Raw genomic sequence first — 13,955 nt, 5'->3', positions numbered from 1 at the left:
TGCCAGTGGGATTTCGTCTGCATGCTAATTTACTTGATCAGAGCTGCTTCCAGCGCCACTTCAATCATTTCATTGAAGGTGGTTTGGCGCTCGTCAGCGGAAGTTTCTTCACCGGTCAGGATGTGATCACTTACCGTGAGGATTGACAATGCGTTGCGCTTGTATTTTGCAGCCAAAGTGTACAGCGCGGAAGATTCCATTTCAACAGCAAGCACTTGATAGGATGCCAATTTTTTGTACAAATCTAAGTTCTCGCGATAGAAGCTGTCGCTCGTAAAGATATTGCCCACTTTAACAGACAGATTGCGCTCTGTCGCTGCTTGATACGCTTTGTGCAGCAAATCAAAGTTAGCAGTAGGAGCAAAATCAACCTGATTGAGCAGGAGACGATTTGTTTGGGAATCGGATGATGCAGCCATACCAATAATCACGTCACGAACTTTGATGTCTTCCTGGATCGCGCCGCAAGTGCCTACGCGGATCAGGTTTTGAACGCCATAAGATTGCATGAGCTCATTTGCGTAGATCGCGATAGAAGGAACTCCCATGCCCGTTCCTTGTACAGAAACGCGCTTACCTTTGTATGTACCTGTGAAGCCGAGCATGCCACGCACGTTGTTGTAGCACTCTGCTCCTTCGAGGAAAGTTTCAGCAATGTATTTGGCCCGTAGCGGATCGCCCGGCAGTAGGATGGTTTCAGCAATTTGACCTTGCTGTGCTCCAATATGAATACTCATAATCTGTTTGCTCCTTTATCAAGAAAAAATGACCTACTTGCCTATCGTACTACAAAAACCGAACAATGCAAAGTCAAGAGATCAAATGATTCCAGCAGCTTATGATTACACGTTTGCGCGAGACTTTTGAAAATAAGGAATAAGCGATACCGACAGATGGCATCGCCTCGACAACGGTTTCATTCATTTGAGGGACATCACGTAATCCATTGCTTCCAGGTGATCTCCCAGGATCGTCTGGTTAACGCTCGGTTTATTCTTTCTTTGTGTCCCTCTTTTTCTCGTAAGCTTTGCTGACGAAATGTAATGAGATGGCACGACTCGCAAATGATTGTGTAGAGCAATGGCGTGCGCAACGGCAGGTACGACCAAATGTTGAACGCCGATAATTGAAGCGGCTTGTCGCGTAATGGCAAAAGGTAAATCGTACATCGAGGAAGTTCCTAGTTCATGGTGCGAAACCAAGGTATTGAGAAATGTCTTCGCAAACCAAACCGTATCCGGTTCCATTGATGGTTGTCGAAGTGGCGTCATACTCTTTCTCAAGGCGATGTCTGCTCCCCGGTAACACGTTCTGACAAAGGACTGCATGTCATTTGCAGCCACCACGTGATCCGCATCGAGAAACAACCACACATCTCCTGTGGCCTCCTTGGCACCTATTGCTCTCCATACATCTTCCCCTAAAGGAAACGGGTACACAAACGCTGTGAGTGGACACGAGGAATAGGTGAGTATCTTTTTCACCGATCGATCCGGGCAGCCATCCACAACGAGTACGATTTCCATGGGCCTGAGCTTCTCAATTTGTTTGAGTACTTTTTTGATCGTCCGCTGGTGGTGAACAGAGAGGATGACACTTAATCGATTTAAGTTCTGGTATTTTTCTTTACCATTAATGTGCTCTTCTCTGCGTTTTTTTGTGGGATCTCGCATATTTCGCTTTGCGTTTGCCACCCCATCCACCGCCCTCCTTTACGCGCGATTCCAGATGAAAGACCGAGCGCAAATGCAGAACACCTGATGAATGCACCAAGTCGCGGTGTCGTTGTCCATCCTGATCTGCGTGTCGCAGCTTCGTTCCACCCGTTAGTAACTGGATTGCCTTCGCATGCTCCCGATAAATCGTACGGATGTCTTTTCGCACGATAGCATGAGTGGCTGTTGGGTGTTTTTCCGAGGCAAACGGGGCAATTGTTGTTATTTTGAGCCCCAAGACTGACGCTTGAACCAAGGCAACTGCCGGATTGCATAAAGTCCCGGAACCAATTGCCTCTAGAGCATTTCGGCTCAAGGCAAATGGAATATTTTCAAAGGAAGCGGAGCCCATTTTTTTTTGACCAAGAAGATGGTTCAACAAGCAATAGGCACTTCTTGGTGAACGCTTTCCTCTTCTGGATACCGAGTTGTCTGAGCATGTCGTGATAATGACATCTGATCCCTTTTTGACCAGCGTGACATATTTCTTCAAGTATAAAAGAGGCATGACGAGTCGTTCGTCGATAAAAAGGACAACGTCTCCCCTCGCGTGAGCACACCCGATCGCTCTTGCCTCATGGCTGTCTACATCCAAACCGGTTGAAATGACTTGTGCCCCCCAAAGATTGGGCAGCATAGCTTCTTGAGAGCTCACTCCATTGCACACGACGATTACTTCCGTGTGTGGATCTATTCTTTTGACAACAGAGAGCAGTTTTTTCATATTCCTGGCGTTGTCACTTATTGGGATGATGACGGACACGGCAGGGTGATCATAGATTCGGTTGTCCATCTCACTCCCCCTCACCAGATGATCAATGATTACTCTAATGTACGCTCGGTTTCCACGATTGGACACGGCATCTATCCCTCACAACTCAACAAGAGATGACCTGCTTGGAACACTCGGTTTCACAGACATTTCGCAAAAAAACAGGACGTGCATATTGCTACGTCCTGTTTTGATTCTCATTTTTGTATTAGTAGAACCGCCGTTGAAGACTGCGTTCGCGAATTCGTTTATTCCTCTGTGCACGGGAAAACGTATACACGATTAAGAAAAGGTTCATTCCTAACCAGACGATTAATACGCTATAGCGAGCCAGTGGATGACTGTTGCCACTTTCTGAATCCCCAAATACAGTAGAAGGAGCTGGAGTAGGCGGATCATGACGAAGCAACGGATACGAGACGGCTAGCTTGCCAGCCTGGACAGACAGGTTTCCATCTGCTTTTAGCTCTACCAAAGGCTCCACACCTTTGGGAACCGTCGCATACAAGTCCTCCTTGGCTGTAAAAGTCACGACCGAGTTGTTGCCAGGAACAGCTACTTCTGAAAAAGAATCCCCTTTTTTGGCGATTGGTTTGGTCTCAAATCCTTGAAAACCAAAGTCCAGTAGCTTTTTCACATCTTTGTATGCATTTGCACTCGTAGAGGCCTTCATCGTGACAGCGATGAGCTCCATTTCTCCACGCTTGGCGGAGCCTACCAGCGTATGCATCGCCTGATCAGTAAAACCGTTCTTGATTCCCGTCGCACCTTCGTAGTCGCGCAGGAGCTTGTTGTGATTCACCAATACCGTTTCCCACGTTTGTCCATGCCAAGGCAGCCGCTTCGTACCGACAATTTCCCTGAAAACGGGGTTTTTCATCGCGTACTGCGAAATTTTGGCCATGTCCGCAACAGTCGTGTAATGATTCGGATCATGTAGTCCGTGTGGATTGGTAAAATTCGTTTCGGTGACACCTACTTTTTCTTTCAAAAAGGCGTTCAAATCCACTGCAAAACGCTCTGTCGTCTGGCTCATATGCTCAGCAATCGCTGTACCAGCGTCGTTACCTGAATTCATGAGCAGTCCGTACAGCAAATTGCGTAGGGAAATCTGTTCTCCCTCTTCCAAATAAACACGTGTTCCTTCTTCACGGCGTGCTTTTTTTGAGACAGTGACAGTGTCATCCAGATTCCCTTTTTCTATCGCGTAAATACCTGTTGCGATTTTTGTAATACTAGCAGGGTACAACTTCTCATGAGGGTTCTTTTCAAACAAGACTTGTCCCGTTGTAGCATCAATCAGAATGGCTGATTGTCCAGTGAGAGTGCTAGGCTCCAGGCTTGATGACTCCTCGGCAAAAGCGGAAGGCATGCCAAGATTGAACAAAACCATCACCACAACGAGTAGGTTCGTTAGCAAAAAGCGCATGTTAGTCAATATCCTTTCCTACTTTGTCGCGTTTTTTCAGGTTACATTTGGTCTGTAGACAACAAAAGACGTTATTTCAACCGGATCCCCAACAAATCGTGAATCATTTTAAACTTAGGATTGTCCGCAAAAGCCTCTTCGAAACCACTGACATGTTCTCTGTACAAGGCTGCAGCAGAATCCAAATCCTGCTTGACGTACAGGGAAAATATTTCTTCTAATTTTTCTTCCAGTGTCGTATCAACTTCTGCCGGTGTGAGAATTTCTTGACGCAAATTGTTCATCAACACGTCGAGCTGATGCGTGATCACGGAAGCTTCATGAAGCTGCTCCAACACATCTGTCGGAATGTTGCCCGAATACTTGTAGCGCAGTTCGTGTTCATTCGTCGCCCAGAAGTTCATTCCTAATGTACGGATTTGGATCTCACAAAAGAGTGTTTTCTTCTCGCTGCCGTGGTAGACCGTATAAGAAACAATCATGTGAATACTTCTGTAGCCGGAATCCTTTGGAGCTGCGATGTAGTCTTTGACATCGTGTATGACGATATCCTCCCGCTCCTGCAACAACTGCAGCACCTCGCGCACGTCGTCTACATAGCGGCATACGACTCGAAGTCCCGCGATATCCTGGACTTCCTTGGCGACGTCACTTTGCCAATGATCTCCCAAAAAGTCGATTCCTTTTTCGTTCGCCTTTTTTACTAAACTGTCGACCTTTTTCACTCGTCCGACAACAAATTCAATAGGAGAATAACGGCCGCTTTTTAGAAAGCCGTATTTAATTCCTTTTAGTTTTAACTTTAGCTCTTCAACTGCCTGTTCATACGGCGCCAAGAAATGAACCATGTTGTTGAGCACTTTGCTTGGCACATTTGTGACTCTCATGAAGACACCTCCAATTACTTCCAGAGGAAAGGTGATGCATCAAAAAACGGCTGAGGATTTACATACGTATTACCCACTAGCATGCCGTAATGAAGGTGAGGACCTGTAGAAAAACCGGTGCTACCCATTTGTCCAATCACCTGTCCCTGTTTCACTTCTTGCCCTGTCTTGACATCTAGTTTGGACAAGTGTGCATATATGGAAAAAATATTTAACCCGTGATCGATGATGATGGTATTGCCTGTTAAGTATAAAGAGTCGGCCAGAACCACTTTCCCATGGTTACTCGCCCAAATTGGCGTTCCTGTTTTGTTCGCGATGTCAATCGCCGAATGCCTGTTGGCTGGTACACCGTTTACTACGCGTTGATAGCCGAATGGAGTCGTTAATTTTCCGACTGCTGGCTGTTTAAACGGCTCTGAGAAATACGGAATCGCTCTCGAGTTGGACCTGGCTGCGTTGATCTTTTTTTGATCTGCATTGATTCGATTCGTATCCTGTCGCATTTTGTTGAGTTGTTTACTTACCGTGAGCTTGTCTACTTCAAATTTTTTCGGTGCGATTGTCACAGATACGGAAAGTTTTTTGTCAGCAGATGTAACTTTATAGGTGCCCGCTTTCGTGTTAAAAGGAATCGGGATAAACCGGGCATACTCATCCTGTGTCTTTTGCAAACGATAGTTCTGAGAGAATAGCGATACGGTTTGTGGCTCTTTACTGCGTACTAAAATAACGTCCCCAGGATATGTTTTGGCTGGTGTTACGCTGATCGCTGGTTGTTGTTTCGTTGTTTGGGCGTAAACCCCTTCTGCTGTCTGGCTGAATATGCTTGTCCCAGAGACGAGCGTCAATGCTGTGACCAACATGAGACTAACCATTGATTTGAACATAGACATGCTCCCTCCCATTTTCTAGTATAACAAAACACACCCTGAAATGAAAAAGAAAAAGAAGGCTAATGAGCTAGCCTTCTCCAATCATACCAAATGTAATCTTATTGTTTCTTCGAATAATCCGACATCATTTCCATGATGGATTGCACGCCTGTCAGCATTTCGCTTGCACGTTTGGTTTTTTGCGAGATGCCGTCAAAATCAAGCATCCCTTTTTTTCGATCGTTCCATCTTTTAAACAATTCTTCCGCCATCTCGGGGTTGCTTTTGACCGCTCTAATCCGCATGGAATCTTCGAGAACCCACGCTTCAAATTCGGGATGCTTTTTTAAAAGCTGCTTCACTTCTTTTTTCTTCATAGCCGGACGTCGCTCCTTTCCACTGGACAAACGAGGATAGATAACTGTTCGTTACACCATATGACTAGTCCGCGATTGTGCTTGTGTGTTTGCACCACACAGGAAAGAAAAGGGCTTTTCATGGTAAATATAGAAAGGCCCCTAAAAAGGGACCTCTCTTCATCCAGCTATTTACTTGTCAGTTCGTTAGACTTGACGGCCTGCCATTTGTTGCTCAGCAAAGCTCACCAGACGTTTGGTAATTTCGCCACCAACAGAACCGTTTTGGCGAGAAGTAGTGTCTGGTCCGAGATTTACACCGAATTCAGATGCAATCTCATACTTCAGTTGATCCAAAGCTTGGTTCGCTTGAGGAACTACCAGATTGTTGGTGCCACCTTGGTTGTTAGCCATGATTGATTCCTCCCGACGCGTTTTTTCTCCCGGGACGGGTTTGAACCGTCAGCGTTTGCTTCTCGCCTTGAGACCGGAAGTTGATTTCAAGAGGTGGTTGTTGACCTCTTGTGGTACTATCATCCCACCGTAACAAAAGTACATGCACGTTTTCTTTCGATATTTCAGTTGTAAAATCTGACAAGGTTGTCCCGCTCCTTTATGCTATAATGGTGCGTATAGTTTGGTAGTGAGAGGGGCAAGGATTTGTGAGTAATTCAGGAAAAGTACTGCTCATCGATGGCATGAGCTTTTTATTTCGCGCCTTTTATGGTTCTGCTTGGGGTGGAGCCTATCGCCAGACTTCAACAGGTGTGTACACAAATGCGGTTTATGGATTTACCAAAATGATGCTTGATTACGTAGAGTTGACACGTCCTACTCATCTCGTGGTAGGCTGGGATGTCGCTTCACGCGAGTCTTTGGTGCGTAGTCAATGGTATGACGGCTATAAATCAAATCGTCAAGCGGCACCGGATGAGCTCATTCCACAATTCGATTTGGTGAAAGAAGTAACGGATGCGTTCTCGGTTCCGAACATAGGTTGCCCAGGCTTTGAAGGCGATGATGTATTGGGTACGCTCTCCACACGTCTTTCCGAAGAAGGACACGAGGTTATCATTGCGACAGGTGATTACGATAGCTTGCAGCTCGTATCTGAGCGAGTAAGTGTAAAAATCTTGAAAAATGGTGGCAAACACGAACACTATAATCCAGCGAGCCTCTTGGCATTGCGTGGAATTTCAGCTGAACAAGTCGTTGACGTCAAAGCTTTAATGGGAGATGCATCTGACTGTATTCCAGGCTGCCCAGGAATTGGCGAGAAAACAGCGACAAAACTGATTACCGAGCATGGTGATCTGGACAACCTATATGTAAATCTGGCAAGCTGTACGCCTAAAATGCGCAGCAAGCTGGAAGAAAATCGCGATCAGGTGTACTTGAGCAGAAAGCTGGCTACGATTATCAGGGATGTTCCGGTGGAGTATGTGCTGGAGGATGCCGTGTGGGAATACGATCGTCAAGTCGTTCAGAGCAAATTCGATGAGCTTGAATTCGGTCGTACGATGGCAGCAAGAGTGGGCTAATTGGGTCATGATCATCGGCTGAGAAGAAGCGGTCTATCCACTTTTTTTCAGCCGATTACTTTATGCACTGCATAATCGCTCTGTCAGTGAAACCCACACGATTCGGCGATCCGATCGGTCTCGGAATCTTCGTACCAAATTTTCCTCCTCCAGCCTACTAATTAAGCCTGAAGTTGTGCTGTTTGACAAATCAACAGCTTTGCTAATGTCCCCCATTGTTTTTGGCCCGTTTCCAAGAAATTCGAGAATCAATACTTGCTGCCAATTGAGTTCATTTGTCTCTAGCTCTTTTTGTGCAATATTTGAAAACAAGACATTGGCTCCCCGTATAAGCTTGGCCAGCTTGATCAGTTCCTTCATGGTGTCCTCCTTTTACCATTTTCCTTTTGTTAGCTACGTTCAGAATAGGCGAAACTATTAAAGAAAAAAGTGGGTAAGAGTTAAATTTTTTCTTAAGCTTCATTAAAAAATCCCGTCCCACGAGAGGAGACGAGATTTGGAAGTGAAGTCGAATCACTTATTTGGCTGTTTGAAATACATCCAGGAGCAGTCCTGTGTTTTCTTCCCCATCCGCTTCCCAGCTCGTAGCAAATTTGACACGGTGAGAAACGCCCAGCAAATCATACGCTTGTACGAGATGCTGCCTCGCAGAACCCACAATCAAGCTGTGCAAACGAACTTGTTTGTGCTGGCCCAAAGAGATGAGCTTTTCTTGAACATAAGGAGAAATGCCCCCTATTCCATCCGTTACCATGACAAAATCTGCTCCACGCCACGCTTGTTCCTTTTCAACCAGCTCGATGGCTCGCTTCATCGGGGCGTCAAAGTGAGTCCCACCACCAAACGCCATTTGTGCCAGGCCGTAAAAGGCAGGCCAATCTGGCTTTTTGTGATAAAGCGGTTGCTCTCTGATCTCGCCTTTTGCCCCGAACAAAAGGAGGATAAAATCACGTTTTTCCAGCATTGAGAGGGCCGCAAGCGTCATGATGAAAATTTGTGCAAGCCGCAGCTTACTTCCGCGCATCGAATGGGATGTGTCCAGCATGCAGATCACCGGACCTTTTGGCGGTTCTTCTACCCATCCCGAGGTATCGTAGGTCATGAGCTTTTGCTCCAGCCATTTGAGCATAAAGTAGTTCTCGAAGTCCGGATCAGCGAGAAGCACAGCTTCACCAGGCAGCATGTGTGCAATATCGCCTGATTGCCGCAAATCATAGTATTCCTCAGGAAAATGTCTGGAGCGAATTTCTTTGCGCTTCACACGAAAGCGATGGACTTGCCTGCCTACTTCGTTCAGAAAAGCGACCAGGTCAGGATGGCGCTTCAATTTCTCAATCCATTTCAAATACTGCTCAAAGCTTTGCCTGCGCAGCTTGCCTAGCTCATGACCCCAGCTTCGGTTGGCGAAACGCTGGCTAGCCGTAAATACCTCTTCAACAAAAAGCGTATCAAGTTCTTCAGTGGATAGCGTCGCCTTTAATGATCGCTCCAGCCATTGTCCCAGCTCTTTTTCAAAAGCGGCGATCGCTTCCTTCTCTTGCTTTTGAAGTCGATCCAGCTGCTTTTCGCGTTGGGCGAGCTCATCCTCCAATTTTTTCACCTTTTGCAGAAGCTTGGTCCGTTTCGTGAACTGTACTTTCATTTCTTCTTGCAGCTCAGTAATGCGATTTTGCAAAGACAATACCTCTGCCCGCACTAACGGCTTGGTGTCCATGGCCTCTTGCTTGTCTTCCACAATCCGCTTCCCCTGTTGAAGCGTATAACCAACTAGCTCGAGTTTGGCCTTTTGTTTTTCAGTCAGTAGCTCGGAAAGCTGTGCTTGTTGACTTCCTTCCTGGCCTTGCTTGTCTTTTAAGCCAGTTAAGAGCGGAGAAAGCCGTTGATCCTTCTCCCGCTGCTTCACTTCCTCAGAAAATGTCTCTGTCAGCCACAGCAAGGCCTTGATTGCGGTTTTGAACGACGCGCTTTCCTGCCCGACTGTACGAGGATGAATCATGCGTGTAAAATATTGCTTCATGAGCGTACGAATCATCCAATGTTGAAAAGGAGTAGATTCTTGCGTCAGATCGATCTCCGGCTTTTCCAAATAAAAGACGAGGAAAAAATCCGCCAAGAGCTCCAAATCAAACCATGCTGCTCGTGCCCGCGCCTCATGAACCCATTCCTGAGCGGTGCGCGAAGAGGCGAGGTACGTTTCAAATACATAGCGATCAACACCGCTAGCGCGAATGATCATACGAACTACCCCCTACAACGTAAAATCATAATCCGCCCCGGGGATTTCCTTGTCAAAAATCGTCCGATACGTGCGCTGTAGCTGCTGCAAAATCCGTTCGCCTTCAATTCGCAGGTATGAATATTTGACCGCGTATTTTTCTGCATGCGGAATCAAGCGGTTTTTTTCTAGGACATAGGCATGCAAATCGTGCTCCCGCTTCTCCCACTGAATGAGACGATTACGCAAGTCTCGCGCCGTCTCTTCCACCTCATCCCGACTCTCCTCCAACAACCGGACATTGCGTTCCATCGCCTCCTTGCCCAGCTTTGCGCCCACTTCTTTTTTAAACTGGAAGGCATGCAGCTCCGATTCTTTTTCCTTCCATTTATCTGCAATTTGTCCGAAGCGCTGGAGTGGCAATTCATTCTCCATATCATTCTTCAGCATTTCCGTAAATTGCTGTTCAAACGCTTCTTGCATGACCATCAAGTCCTCAGGAACATTCCACAACATATGCGGAGTAAAAACCGTGTCCCAGATTGTCACCTGCTCACGTCCGTGCAAGGCAGCAGAAGTACGCCATACATGCGCGATTTTGCTCCAACGACGGTCGGAGAGCACATACTCTTTTGCTTCCAGGTCTTGTTTTAGACGATATAAGAAATAAATAATGGTTTCTGGAATGACCACTTGCTTCGCTGCCGCTTGAATATCCTTCACGTCATACAGAGAGAACACAACAGGAAGTGGCGTCGTTGGCAATGAAAACATGCGCTCATAGCTTGCAGCATGCTTCAAATAGTGAACCTCATAGCGGAACAAGAAGCGGTCATAAAGAGCGGTCAATTGATCATCGTCATCGGGAAGTTCATTCGATGCAGCGATTAAGAACTGCAACGGAACCTCCTCTTTTTCTCTGCCATTAAAATAAATTCGTTCGTTCAATATAGAAAGCAACGCATTCAGAATCGCGCTGTTCGCTTTGAAAATTTCATCCAAAAACGCAAACTGAGCGTTGGGTAAATAGCCTGTTGTTTTTCGTACGTATTGATCTAGCTTCAATTGTTGAAGAGAGACTGGACCGAATATCTCATCGGGAGTCGTAAAACGGGTAAGCAAATACTCGAACCAATGTTCCGATCCGAAAAGCTGAGAAACAGATCGTGCTAGCTGAGACTTGGCTGTTCCCGGCGGACCGATTAACAAAGCATTTTCCCCGCTCATGATGCCAAGCATTAAAAGGCGAATCAATTCACTTCTTTCCAGGAAACGACGTTCCAAAAGCTCAATTGCCTGGTCCATTTTACGTTGGATGGGTGTAGTCGAATTCATCGTAGTTGGCTGCACGACGGACTGGTTAAGAACGTCGATGTGCCGATCCCCCTCTCTTGCTTGGAACCCAAATATTCGTCATTCATTAATAGTGGCATATCATGGACAAAAATGCCAGTTTTCCAGTTGATCCCACTCGTCCTCTCTAGGGTGTGCGTTCACCCATGGCCTATTTTTCGCATATGTTGTGACATCAAGGTACTTACATCGGAGTAACGAAAAAGGAGGGTGCGACATGGGAATCGAGCTTTTGTGGATACATGGTGTGTACGTTTTGTTCGTGATCGGCATTATTCTCGTGATGGTTTTGCGAAAAGATACGAGTTTGATCAGTATCGTGGGTATAGCAATCCTTGGTTTCGTCGCGACAGGGTCTGTGACAACTGCCGTCGGCGGAATATTCGGCAGCTTCATCTACGCGATCACAGAGCTATTGCCGACGATTTTAGTTATCTGTATCATCGTGGCCATGAGTCACGTTTTGACGGATACGGGCGTAAATGAAACGATGATTCGGCCGATGACCCATTTGGTTCGAAATCCTACATTGGCTTATTGGGTGATCGGGATCGTCATGATGGGCATTTCCTGGTTTTTCTGGCCTTCTCCAGCTGTCGCATTGATCGGTGCTGTCATGTTACCCGTGGCATTGCGCGCTGGCCTGCCGGCGATGGGTGTCGCCGTTTCGATGAACTTGTTTGGACACGGAATTGCACTGTCCGGCGATTATATTATTCAAGGGGCTCCCACTTTAACGGCCAAAGCCGCAGGAATTCCTGTCTCAGACGTGATTTCGGCCAGTGTCCCTCTCGTTATCATTATGGGCGTCGTGACAACCGCAATCGCATTTTGGTATTTGAAAAAGGACATGAAGCTCGGCGTGCTTGCGTCTCCCAAAGAGACAGTCATACCCGATGATGTTTTTACTTCCGCACGAGTCCCATTGTCAGATGGCGTGCGTCGTACGTTAGCTGGACTCGTACCGATATTATTTATCCTCGATGTCGTGGCCATGTTTGCTTTTGATTTGCGCGGAGGCGATGCAACGGCGCTTGTAGGCGGAACCGCCTTGCTCATTCTTATCATTGCAACGATGCTCGCGCACAAGCAAAGTGGTCTCGAACAAGTAACCACACATCTCATCCAAGGCTTTCAGTTCGGCTTTAAAGTATTTGGTCCGGTCATCCCGATTGCTGCTTTCTTTTATATGGGGGACAGTGGGTTTATCAAGGTGTTTGGGGAGGTCCTGCCGCAGGGTTCACACGGAATCGTGAACGACCTCGGCGTGGCGCTTGCACAGACGATACCCATTAACAAGGAAGTAGCTGCTCTTACTGTATCCGCAGTAGGGGTCATTACAGGACTGGATGGCTCAGGGTTCTCGGGTATTACACTGGCTGGCTCTTTGGCTCAACTATTCGCAACTGCTTTGGGTGCTGGTGCGGCTACGTTAACAGCGCTAGGACAAATTGCCGCCATCTGGGTCGGCGGTGGAACGATCATTCCTTGGGCATTGATTCCTGCTGCGGCAATTTGCGGGGTAGACCCATTTGAGCTGGCGAGACGAAATCTGTATCCCGTGGCGATCGGACTTTTGGTGACGACAATCGTGGCGATGTTTCTTCTATAAAATGTCGGTATCTATACGAAAAAGCGAATGGTCACCGTGCCATTCGCTTTTTTTCTAGGTTAGGTTAAGAGATAGACGAGTTTTCTCATTCTGTTTTTCTCCGAGACTCATACACTTGTACTAGCATCTATTTGGATGGGAAAGGAAAAAACCAGTATGAAGTTGTGGGGAAAAAGTATCCAGGTCGCAGCAACGTACATTGGAACAGTCGTAGGTGCCGGGTTTGCGAGTGGTCAAGAAATTCTCGCGTTTTTCACTGCCTACGGTCATGCCGGAACAATCGGCATCCTGCTCGCCACATCTCTTTTTGTTTGGCTGGGCTACAAGATGATGCTAATTGCTCATCATTTGCGCACACCCTCCTATGAATCCTTTAATCAAAAACTTTTTGGACCGATGATCGGTCGTGCGATGAATATTTTGGTCTTTCTCACCCTTTTTGGCGTAACGACTGTCATGCTGGCAGGAGCGGGTTCGGTCTTGGAGGAGCAGTTTGACATTCCGTATTTGGTCGGGACCACAGCCACCGTTTTGTTCGCTCTGTTGCTTCTGCGAAAAGGGTTGGAGCAACTACTCGTCGTGAATGCGATTGTCGTTCCGTCCATGTTATTGTTCGCTTTGCTCATTTTGTTGGATGGCACCGCAGAATCCCCCATGCCTCTTTCACCCCCAGCTGATTATTCCTTCTTATGGAAAACAGTCTTATACGTGTCCTTTAATCTGGCCATGGCCCAGTCCGTTCTCATCCCGATCGGCTATGCGATCCGCGACAAGGTCGTTTTGTTTCGGGCAGCCGTCATTGGCGGGGTCGTGCTTGGATTCATGCTCCTCGTCGTCCATACTGCCATGTTGGCCAACTGGGACGATGTCCGTCTCATGAATATCCCGATTCTTTTTGTAACGGACCAATGGAACGAGTGGCTCCAGCTGTTCTTTGTTTTCGTACTCTATTCCGAGATTTTTACCACACTGATTTCGAACGTGTTCGGGATTGGTCAGCAGCTGCGTGAATTATTGGACGTTCCGGAATCGCGGCTTTACTTGTATTTATTCTCGACTTCTTTCGTATTGTGCCTGATTGGGTATAGTCAGTTGCTCATGTTTTTGTATCCGTTGTTTGGGTATTTGGGGTTGTCAACGCTTTGTCGGATTTCGGTTCCAGGGACTATTCCTCGACATAGATTTTAAAAACGGACGACC

14 protein-coding genes are annotated in these 13,955 nt (G+C 46.9%); 3 read left to right on the top strand and 11 right to left on the bottom strand.

All coding sequences use genetic code 11. The features are described 5' to 3' along the window. Positions 1 to 29: 29 nt before the first annotated feature. From deoD to HP399_RS15475, 8 genes are all read right to left on the bottom strand, one after another. The gene (gene deoD / locus HP399_RS15510; protein WP_173619343.1) at positions 30 to 737 is read right to left on the bottom strand and encodes a purine-nucleoside phosphorylase; all 708 of its coding nucleotides are present in this window, start codon (positions 735 to 737) and stop codon (positions 30 to 32) included. A gap of 183 nt (positions 738 to 920) precedes the next feature. Next, complete coding sequence (locus HP399_RS15505) at positions 921 to 1,673, bottom strand: glycosyltransferase family A protein (protein ID WP_173619594.1); 753 nt, start codon at positions 1,671 to 1,673, stop codon at positions 921 to 923. After that, positions 1,633 to 2,508 (bottom strand): glycosyltransferase family A protein, encoded by an 876-nt coding sequence (locus HP399_RS15500; protein ID WP_173619344.1) that lies wholly within the window; start codon positions 2,506 to 2,508, stop codon positions 1,633 to 1,635. The genes HP399_RS15505 and HP399_RS15500 overlap by 41 nt, the downstream gene beginning before the upstream one ends. Before the next feature lie 187 nt (positions 2,509 to 2,695). Beyond that, positions 2,696 to 3,916: a D-alanyl-D-alanine carboxypeptidase family protein gene (locus HP399_RS15495; RefSeq protein ID WP_173619345.1), complete on the bottom strand. Its 1,221-nt coding sequence runs from the start codon at positions 3,914 to 3,916 to the stop codon at positions 2,696 to 2,698. Between the two features lie 71 nt (positions 3,917 to 3,987). Beyond that, positions 3,988 to 4,803, bottom strand: coding sequence for a GTP pyrophosphokinase (locus HP399_RS15490; RefSeq protein WP_173619346.1), 816 nt, complete (start codon positions 4,801 to 4,803; stop codon positions 3,988 to 3,990). 14 nt (positions 4,804 to 4,817) lie between these two features. Beyond that, positions 4,818 to 5,693, bottom strand: a complete 876-nt coding sequence (locus HP399_RS15485; protein ID WP_173619347.1) for a M23 family metallopeptidase — start codon at positions 5,691 to 5,693, stop codon at positions 4,818 to 4,820. Between the two features lie 104 nt (positions 5,694 to 5,797). Then, positions 5,798 to 6,055, bottom strand: a complete 258-nt coding sequence (locus tag HP399_RS15480) for a hypothetical protein (protein ID WP_173619348.1) — start codon at positions 6,053 to 6,055, stop codon at positions 5,798 to 5,800. Positions 6,056 to 6,241: 186 nt separating this feature from the next. After that, positions 6,242 to 6,448 (bottom strand): alpha/beta-type small acid-soluble spore protein, encoded by a 207-nt coding sequence (locus HP399_RS15475; RefSeq protein WP_007729231.1) that lies wholly within the window; start codon positions 6,446 to 6,448, stop codon positions 6,242 to 6,244. A gap of 248 nt (positions 6,449 to 6,696) precedes the next feature. Between HP399_RS15475 and HP399_RS15470 the strand changes: the two genes are divergently transcribed. Continuing rightward, positions 6,697 to 7,575, top strand: a complete 879-nt coding sequence (locus HP399_RS15470; protein WP_173619349.1) for a 5'-3' exonuclease — start codon at positions 6,697 to 6,699, stop codon at positions 7,573 to 7,575. A 60-nt stretch (positions 7,576 to 7,635) separates the two neighbouring features. Here HP399_RS15470 and HP399_RS15465 read toward each other — a convergent pair whose 3' ends face one another. From HP399_RS15465 to HP399_RS15455, 3 genes are all read right to left on the bottom strand, one after another. Further along, positions 7,636 to 7,935, bottom strand: a complete 300-nt coding sequence (locus HP399_RS15465; RefSeq protein WP_173619350.1) for a MarR family transcriptional regulator — start codon at positions 7,933 to 7,935, stop codon at positions 7,636 to 7,638. A gap of 157 nt (positions 7,936 to 8,092) precedes the next feature. Continuing rightward, complete coding sequence (locus tag HP399_RS15460; RefSeq protein WP_173619351.1) at positions 8,093 to 9,811, bottom strand: hypothetical protein; 1,719 nt, start codon at positions 9,809 to 9,811, stop codon at positions 8,093 to 8,095. 12 nt (positions 9,812 to 9,823) lie between these two features. Next, positions 9,824 to 11,125: an AAA family ATPase gene (locus HP399_RS15455; protein ID WP_173619352.1), complete on the bottom strand. Its 1,302-nt coding sequence runs from the start codon at positions 11,123 to 11,125 to the stop codon at positions 9,824 to 9,826. Between the two features lie 235 nt (positions 11,126 to 11,360). Between HP399_RS15455 and HP399_RS15450 the strand changes: the two genes are divergently transcribed. Both HP399_RS15450 and HP399_RS15445 read left to right on the top strand, forming a co-directional pair. Then, positions 11,361 to 12,755 carry a hypothetical protein gene (locus HP399_RS15450; protein ID WP_173619353.1) on the top strand — a complete coding sequence of 465 codons (1,395 nt, stop codon included), beginning with the start codon at positions 11,361 to 11,363 and terminating at the stop codon, positions 12,753 to 12,755. A gap of 156 nt (positions 12,756 to 12,911) precedes the next feature. Further along, entirely contained in the window at positions 12,912 to 13,943 is a 1,032-nt protein-coding gene (locus HP399_RS15445; RefSeq protein ID WP_173619354.1) for a YkvI family membrane protein, read from the top strand. The last annotated feature ends 12 nt before the right edge of the window (positions 13,944 to 13,955 follow it).

It is taken from the genome of Brevibacillus sp. DP1.3A, from assembly GCF_013284245.2.
Taxonomy (GTDB): domain Bacteria; phylum Bacillota; class Bacilli; order Brevibacillales; family Brevibacillaceae; genus Brevibacillus.
The sequence above is the reverse complement of the archived record's forward strand: the minus strand, read 5'-3'. Positions and strand labels throughout refer to the sequence as shown.

Excerpts from the sequence above, each read along its gene's own strand:
- HP399_RS15460 (WP_173619351.1), bottom strand. The coding sequence starts at position 9,811 with ATGATCATTCGCGCTAGCGGTGTTGATCGCTATGTATTTGAAACGTAC.
- HP399_RS15490 (WP_173619346.1), bottom strand. The coding sequence starts at position 4,803 with ATGAGAGTCACAAATGTGCCAAGCAAAGTGCTCAACAACATGGTTCAT.
- HP399_RS15480 (WP_173619348.1), bottom strand. The coding sequence starts at position 6,055 with ATGAAGAAAAAAGAAGTGAAGCAGCTTTTAAAAAAGCATCCCGAATTT.
- HP399_RS15445 (WP_173619354.1), top strand. The coding sequence starts at position 12,912 with ATGAAGTTGTGGGGAAAAAGTATCCAGGTCGCAGCAACGTACATTGGA.
- HP399_RS15450 (WP_173619353.1), top strand. The coding sequence starts at position 11,361 with ATGGGAATCGAGCTTTTGTGGATACATGGTGTGTACGTTTTGTTCGTG.
- HP399_RS15485 (WP_173619347.1), bottom strand. The coding sequence starts at position 5,693 with ATGTTCAAATCAATGGTTAGTCTCATGTTGGTCACAGCATTGACGCTC.
- HP399_RS15455 (WP_173619352.1), bottom strand. The coding sequence starts at position 11,125 with ATGAATTCGACTACACCCATCCAACGTAAAATGGACCAGGCAATTGAG.
- HP399_RS15505 (WP_173619594.1), bottom strand. The coding sequence starts at position 1,673 with ATGCGAGATCCCACAAAAAAACGCAGAGAAGAGCACATTAATGGTAAA.
- HP399_RS15465 (WP_173619350.1), bottom strand. The coding sequence starts at position 7,935 with ATGAAGGAACTGATCAAGCTGGCCAAGCTTATACGGGGAGCCAATGTC.
- HP399_RS15475 (WP_007729231.1), bottom strand. The coding sequence starts at position 6,448 with ATGGCTAACAACCAAGGTGGCACCAACAATCTGGTAGTTCCTCAAGCG.
- HP399_RS15500 (WP_173619344.1), bottom strand. The coding sequence starts at position 2,508 with ATGGACAACCGAATCTATGATCACCCTGCCGTGTCCGTCATCATCCCA.
- HP399_RS15495 (WP_173619345.1), bottom strand. The coding sequence starts at position 3,916 with ATGCGCTTTTTGCTAACGAACCTACTCGTTGTGGTGATGGTTTTGTTC.
- deoD (WP_173619343.1), bottom strand. The coding sequence starts at position 737 with ATGAGTATTCATATTGGAGCACAGCAAGGTCAAATTGCTGAAACCATC.